The 6,735-nt window shown below is 61.2% G+C and carries 7 protein-coding genes; 4 read left to right on the top strand and 3 right to left on the bottom strand.

Translation table 11 applies throughout. The annotated features are described in order from the left end of the window. From VJS90_RS14055 to VJS90_RS14065, 3 genes are all read left to right on the top strand, one after another. Nucleotides 1-377: RbsD/FucU domain-containing protein (locus VJS90_RS14055; RefSeq protein ID WP_324122252.1), on the top strand; the 377-nt coding region annotated here is incomplete at its 5' end. Between the two features lie 4 nt (nucleotides 378-381). Further along, nucleotides 382-1,173 carry an alpha/beta hydrolase gene (locus VJS90_RS14060; protein WP_324122253.1) on the top strand — a complete coding sequence of 264 codons (792 nt, stop codon included), beginning with the start codon at nucleotides 382-384 and terminating at the stop codon, nucleotides 1,171-1,173. Nucleotides 1,174-1,248: 75 nt separating this feature from the next. Beyond that, entirely contained in the window at nucleotides 1,249-2,604 is a 1,356-nt protein-coding gene (locus tag VJS90_RS14065) for a carbohydrate porin (protein WP_324122254.1), read from the top strand. A gap of 125 nt (nucleotides 2,605-2,729) precedes the next feature. Here the strand turns inward: VJS90_RS14065 and VJS90_RS14070 are convergent, their stop codons facing one another. From VJS90_RS14070 to VJS90_RS14080, 3 genes are all read right to left on the bottom strand, one after another. Beyond that, nucleotides 2,730-3,014 (bottom strand): hypothetical protein, encoded by a 285-nt coding sequence (locus tag VJS90_RS14070; RefSeq protein ID WP_324122255.1) that lies wholly within the window; start codon nucleotides 3,012-3,014, stop codon nucleotides 2,730-2,732. Between the two features lie 139 nt (nucleotides 3,015-3,153). Further along, nucleotides 3,154-3,489: a winged helix-turn-helix domain-containing protein gene (locus tag VJS90_RS14075; protein WP_324122256.1), complete on the bottom strand. Its 336-nt coding sequence runs from the start codon at nucleotides 3,487-3,489 to the stop codon at nucleotides 3,154-3,156. Between the two features lie 113 nt (nucleotides 3,490-3,602). Continuing rightward, nucleotides 3,603-6,002 (bottom strand): membrane-bound PQQ-dependent dehydrogenase, glucose/quinate/shikimate family, encoded by a 2,400-nt coding sequence (locus VJS90_RS14080; RefSeq protein ID WP_324122257.1) that lies wholly within the window; start codon nucleotides 6,000-6,002, stop codon nucleotides 3,603-3,605. A gap of 335 nt (nucleotides 6,003-6,337) precedes the next feature. Here VJS90_RS14080 and VJS90_RS14085 point away from each other — a divergent pair. After that, nucleotides 6,338-6,735 (top strand): helix-turn-helix transcriptional regulator (locus VJS90_RS14085; protein ID WP_324122258.1); only part of this gene is annotated, 398 nt, incomplete at its 3' end.

Consider the following 6,735-nt stretch of genomic DNA (forward strand, 5'->3'; position numbering starts at 1 on the left):
TGGACCCGGATGTCGAAATCATCGATGTCGCCCTGTTCACCGGCTGCCCAACGGTCGAACAACTACTGCCAGCGCTCTGGGAAGTGGGCGACTTCGAGGCCGCATTCGTGACCGCGGAGATGCGCCAGGCTAATCCTGTCATGAGAGAGTTCGTGCAGGGTCTCACCGGCCCTGAGCATATTCACGAGCTGCGCTACCTGCCGGAGTTCTATGACTTGCGCAACCGCTGCAAAGCCTTCATCCAGACCGGCGACTACGGCGTGCACAGCAACGTGATCCTGGTCGCGGGGTACCCCAGCCCACCGATCCCGGTGGAGTGGATGACCAACCCGAACTGGTTCGAAGACCTGCGCAACGCTCAAGCGAAAAAGGACTGACGCCATGCCTATCCGCACGACTGGCGCCAGCCAGTACTACTACCGCAACTGGGACTGCGACGATGCGCTGGCCTCGGTCCTTCTGCTGCACGGCTTTGGCGAGCACACCGGCCACTACCACCGCTTTGCCGCGGCGCTCGGTCATGCCGGTTTCGATGTATGGGGCATCGACCATGTCGGCCACGGCATGTCGGGAGGCACGCCTGGGCACTTCGAATCCGTCGACCAGCTGGTCGAGCATGCACGTGACCTCGCACGCCTGATCAGAGAGCGCCACCCTGCCCGTCCCCTGGTGATCGTGGGGCACTCGCTGGGCGGGATCACCGGCGCAAGCCTTGCCCTATCGCTCAAACCGGCGGCAGCGGGCGTGGTACTGACGGGGGCACCGTTCGAGGGGCTGCCAGAGATCGAGGAAGGCCTCGAGCTGATCATGTCGAAAGACGCCTCCTACCTGGATGCGCTGGAGCATGACCCGCTCAAGTTCGACACCGCGCCCGCCGAGGCCAACCTGTGGCAGGCAATCAGCCAGCAGACAGAAGCACTGAACAAAGGCCTGGCGCAGCTCGATATTCCTGTCTTGCTGATCAATGGGGAGCATGACGTGTTCGCGCCGCCCGCGCTTGCCCAGCGCTGGGGACGGCTGATCCCGCATGCCCACGTGGTCGAGATAGCCGGCGGCTACCACGACATCCCCAACGACACCGAGCACCGCCAGGTAGTGGGTCACGTGATCAGTGCCATCAATCGCTGGATTGGCGATCACGGACGCAACGCCGCGCCCTACACCTGCTGCTGAAACCTTCCTTTTTTCAACGCTGGCGGGTGGGCCCTTGGGCCCACCCCGTACCCTATCGTCTGCTGGAGCATGACCGTGAAAGAATCACGTCCTGTTTTCTCGCTGTGCCCGATGATCACACTGTTGACCCTTTCGCTCGGCATGACCGCCGCCTGTGCCGAGGAGCCTTTCGCCGCAGGCTCACGCTGGATGACCGGCGACTGGGATGGCGCTCGCCAGACGCTGCTCGAGCAGGGTTATGACCTGACGCTCAACTACACCAACGAGCTGGGCTGGAACGCCGACGGTGGTTTCAACCAGGACCGAAAAGTCACCTACGCCGATGATCTCCTGTTCGGTCTGGGCGTTGACCTGCAGCGTACCTTTGGCTGGGAGGACGCCTCGCTGCAGTTGTACATCACCAACCGCAACGGCGAAGACATCACCAACCAGCGGCTGATCGATCCCCGCAGCGGGCAATTGACCTCCACCCAAGAGGTGTGGGGCCGCGGCTCGATATGGCGCCTCGCGGAGTTGTCGTACCGGCAGAAATTCCTCGATGACAGGCTGAGCCTGCGTGCCGGCCGGTTCGGCCTCGGCGAATTCGGCGAGTTTCCCTGCGATTTCCAGAACCTGCTGTTCTGCGGCAACACCGGTGGTTCGAGCACCGGGACGGTGTGGTACAACTTCCCGGTCAGCCAATGGGGTCTGCAGCTCAAGTATCAGCTGACGGCCGAGCTGGCGGTGCAAGCTGCCGTGTTCGAGCAAAATCCTTCGCTGCAGTCCAACGACAGCGGTTTCAAGATGAGCTTCTCGGGCGGCAAGGGCGTCATCATGCCAGTTGAAGCCATTTACACGACGGCCCAAGGTCTTCGTGGACTTCCCGCAGAAGTACGCCTCGGCGCGTTCGTCTCCACCGCCGACGCGGATGATGTGTACATGGGCGCCGACGGCCAGCCCCAGCCCCTCACCCCGGAGGGCGGGTATGAACGTCACAGCACCAGTCACGGTTTCTGGACCGTGCTGCGCCAGCAGGTGGCGCTCGTCGGCAATGACCCGGACAGGCCGGTGGAACTGTTTACCCAGGCCCACTTCAACCAGAAGGACACCAGCTACATCCGCAGCTCGCTCAATGTCGGGATGACAATTCAGGGCCCTTTCGACAGCCGGCCTTCCGACCAGCTGGGCATTGCCCTCGGCCGGGTTGAGGTCAGTCCGCGCTTCGAGAAACGCCAGGCGTTGCTCAATGCCATGTCCGGCATCGGTTCATACGACGATCCTGGGTTCATACCGGTGCAGGACAAGGAATACAGCGCGGAGGTGTTCTACGGCGTGCAAGCGACGAAGTGGCTGATGGTCAGGCCCAACCTGCAGTATGTCAGGCACCCAGGCGGGGTCGATGAAGTGGACGATGCGGTTGTCGTTGGCCTGAAGATCCAGACGCGTTTCTGATTGGCGGAAACATCGATAGCACCGATGGAGGGGACGTGAGGGCTTGTGCCGTAGGGCGGCCAACCTTGCGAGGCGGCTATTGAGAGATACGCAGCCCGGACAAACGTCACCCGGGCCCGTGGGACTTACTGCCTCTCTGCGCCAGCGGGCGCAGGGGCAGGTTCGACCGGTTTGAGCTCAGGGTTCTGTGGCGCAGGGCCGCTTGCCTCCTTCACCCGAGTGCGGTCAGCTTCGGCTTGGGCTTTGGCGGCCTTGGCATTTTCCCGGGCTGCGTCGTTGACGTTCTCCTGGGCCTCATCCATTTTCTGCTGGGCCTGCTCACGATGCTCTTGAGCTTCCTCGGCCTTGTCGCAGCCTGCCAGGAACAGAAAAGCCGACAGCGCCACCGCACCTGCGTGAATCTTGCTCATTGATTACTCCTTATAAATGGACAGCTCATCTTTTGAGCCCTGCCGCTTCAGGGAGTTCTACTTCCTTGGGTACCTGGCATTGCGAAGGAGATCAGACGGGCACTCAACGCGATCGGCAGATCAATCCCTTCGCGGAGCATCAAGGCAATATTGAATGCAATCTGTGGCTTTCCAGGCATAGCCCGCGGCTGCGGTAAGTCCTGATTTTCAGCTCCGAGCCGAGCAGCGCCAGCACGCTGCGCAGGTAATGCGTCTGTACCTCGAGGCGCTTGGTGCCGGGATCAAAGTCGTATCCCCAGACATGCTTGAAAATGAGCTGGCGGCTGAGCACCTGGCCCGCATTTTCCATCAGCAACGAAAGCAACCGGCAAGCAGTTGCCTTCAACACACAGGAGGATTCATTGCAACAAAGTCGGCGCCGGTGGGTCTCCAGGCGTAGATCCGCGTAAATGAGCGGTTGTGTCATCGTCGACATGAATTCCTTGGTACCTGTAGCTTTTACCAAGCAGAGCCAAGCGCCGGGCGCCAGAAACGAACAACCCGAGCTCGACTCACATCGAACTCGGGTCATTCAGCAGCAGCTTGCGCTTACGGCAAGGTGTAGGCGATCACACTGTCGCCGCGCTCTGTCGAGTGCGGAGAGCCACCAGCGAAGATCACGACATACTGCTTGCCGGTCTTCTTCGAGCGGTAGGTGATCGGACCGCTCTGGCTACCCACCGGCAGCCGCGATTTCCAGACCTGCTCGCCGGTGTGGCTGTTGAAGGCACGCAGGTAGAAGTCCTGGGTACCGGCGAAGAACACCAGGCCAGAACCGGTGGCCAGGGTCGGGCCGAGGGTCGGCATGCCCAGTGGCAGCTGCAGCCCGGTCGGGATGTTCAGCGGGCCGGTGTCCTGCACGGTACCGACCGGCACCTGCCAGACCAGCTTGTGGGTCTTCAGGTCGACCGCCGACAGCGTACCGAATGGCGGCGCCTGGCAAGGCACACCGAGCGGCGACATGAAGCGCTGGCGCATCGCGCCGTACGGCAGCCCTTTCTGCATGACGATGCCCATGCCTTCACTGCTGCCCTGCCCTTCCGGCAGGTCCTTCACCGGGATCAGATAGTGATACAGGCCCAGGCGCAGATCGTTGACGAACATCAGGTTGGAACGCGGATCGATCGATGCGCCACCCCAGTTCATGCCGCCCAGGGAGCCTGGATACTGAATGGCCCGGTCCAGGCCTGGCGGCGTGAAGACGCCCTCATAGCGGCTGGACTTGAACAGGATACGGCACATCAGCTGGTCGAACGGCGTAGCACCCCACATGTCCGACTCGGTCATGACCTCGTTGCCCATGTTGGGCATGCCTACCGAGTAAGGCTGGGTTGGAGAATACCGTTCACCTTCGATGTCGCCCTTCGGGACAGCACGCTCTTCGATATCGGCGAGCGGCTTGCCATTGCGGCGATCTAGCAGGTAGATCATGCCGGTTTTGGAGGTCACGGCGAGCGCCGGGGTGACCGAACCATCATCGTTATGAATGTCGTGCACCAGCGGCTGGCCGGTGACGTCAAAGTCCCAGACATCGTGGTGCACGGTCTGGAACGACCACACGGGACGGCCGGTCGCAACGTTAACCGCAACGATCGAGGAGCCCCACTTGTCGTCATGCTCGGTGCGGGTGCCGCCGAAGAAGTCTGGCGTCGCGTTGCCGGTAGGCAGGTATACCAGGCCCAGCTCGGCATCATACGACATGGCCACCCAGACGTTTGGCGTGCCACGCGTGTAGCCTTCAGGCGACAGCGGTTCGCGCGTGACATCGGGGTTGCCCGGATCCCACGCCCAGACCAGCGCACCAGTCACCGCGTCATAGGCTCGCACTACGCCTGACGGCTCGTTGGTCTCGAAGTTGTCGATCACCCGACCGCCGACGATAACCAAGTTGCCCGCCACCAGTGGTGTCGAGGACTGCTGATAGTAGCCAGGCTTGACTTCACCCATGCCGACCTTCAGATCGACCGTGCCGTTGTCACCAAAGTTGGCAGCAGGTTGGCCAGTATGGATGTCGATGGCCATCAGGCGACCGTCGCCGGTCGGGAAGAACAGACGTTGCGGGCTGACAGAGGCATCCAGAGGTGCATCAGGCTGAGCGCCTGGCGCATCGGCAACCTTGGTCGCTGCCTGAGCATCGAAATAGCCGATTCCGCGGCAGCGCTGGTAGGTGGAATTACCCTTGCCCGCGGCGAACCTCCAGTTTTCCTTGCCCGAATCGACATCATAGGAAATTACAGTGCCGTAGGTGGTGCAGACGAACACGCTGTCGCCGATCTGCAGCGGCGTGTTCTGGTCCTCGGCATCGCCTACCCCCGGGACGACTGCCTCGCCCGTGTGAGCGGTCCAGGCCACTTTCAGGCCTTTGACGTTTTCCGGAGTGATATCGGCCAAAGACGAGAAGCGTGAGCCCCGCGAATCTCCTGCCCAGGCGTTCCAGTCACCCGTATCGGGCGCCTGAGCGGCTGCCGGCGAATCTTGCGCGGGCATCACAGCCTCGGCGGAACGGATGACATTCTTGGGTTCGAATGCGCTGATCGCCGTCATGACGATACCGACACAGGTCACGGCACCCACCGCGGCCCCCGCCATGCGCACGCCTCGTGCCCGCGTGAACAAAGGGACGGAGAATGCCAGCACGGCCCCGATTATCGCAAAAGCGAAGAGCCGAGAGAGCAGCGGCCAGAACTGCAGCCCCACGTCCAGGAGCGCCCAGATAGCGGTGCAGACCACAACCAATAGCATGAGTACGACACCGAGCAACCGGCGACGCGCTACCAGCCAACCGGCGGCGACCAAAGCCAGGCCTGCGATCAGGAAGTACCAGCTACCCCCCAACCAGGCTAGCCAGCCGCCGCCCCCTACGAAATAAATGCCGGCCAGGAATATGACCGTCCCTACGATTGCCAGCCACGCCCGGCCCAACCGGCCGGGGAATGCTTCTTCTACCACGATGACTTCCCTTTATAGCGATTTCAAAACAGCATGCGGTCGAGCCGGCCGAGACGCCCTCGAAAACCAATTCTCCCTGTACGCAACCACTTATCAACGGTTACCCTGCATAATAATTTTTTACTTATTATCTACTCAAGAAAAATAATTCGCTATTTTTTATTTGTGCTGATAAATGATCCAATGACCCTCTGCCCTGGCAAGCGCCCACGGACTTACGTGAAGGTCAACACGACCGCTGGTCTGCAGCAAAAAAAGGAATTTTTTTCTTTGTCCGGAGAGGAAGTTTCGCTATTTTCCCTTGACCTAACGCCATCGCCTGGCAAGGAGATAAAATGCCGAGTGACAATACTGACCTTACCGAGGGTGAGATCAGGGGCGACGCGACCACTGATCGCGTCAAACTGGGCGAAGAAATTCGCAAGCTGCGCAAGGCGCGCGCCAGGACGCTGGCGGAAATCGCCCTTGCAACGGGTCGGTCGATCAGCTTCATCAGCCAGCTCGAGCGTGGTCGCGCGGAGGTCCCTATCTCCGACCTGAAGCGCATTGCCATGACCTTGGGTGTGCCGCTGAACTGGTTCTTTACCTCAGACACCCAGCCCCTGGCGGAAACCGGCCGGGTTGTACGGGCAGGCGAACGCAGGCGTCTGGGCTCGGTCAGCGGCAAGATCTCCGAAGAACTGTTATCGCCGAGTGTGGGTGGCCTGTTCGAGATGTACCAGAGCACTCTCAG

The sequence above is a fragment of the Pseudomonas sp. genome (assembly GCF_035277045.1).
Taxonomy (GTDB): Bacteria; Pseudomonadota; Gammaproteobacteria; order Pseudomonadales; family Pseudomonadaceae; genus Aquipseudomonas.

What these genes read in the sequence shown, in the direction of transcription:
- VJS90_RS14070 (WP_324122255.1), bottom strand. Translation starts at nt 3,014, where the DNA reads ATGAGCAAGATTCACGCAGGTGCGGTGGCGCTGTCGGCTTTTCTGTTC.
- VJS90_RS14075 (WP_324122256.1), bottom strand. Translation starts at nt 3,489, where the DNA reads ATGTCGACGATGACACAACCGCTCATTTACGCGGATCTACGCCTGGAG.
- VJS90_RS14060 (WP_324122253.1), top strand. Translation starts at nt 382, where the DNA reads ATGCCTATCCGCACGACTGGCGCCAGCCAGTACTACTACCGCAACTGG.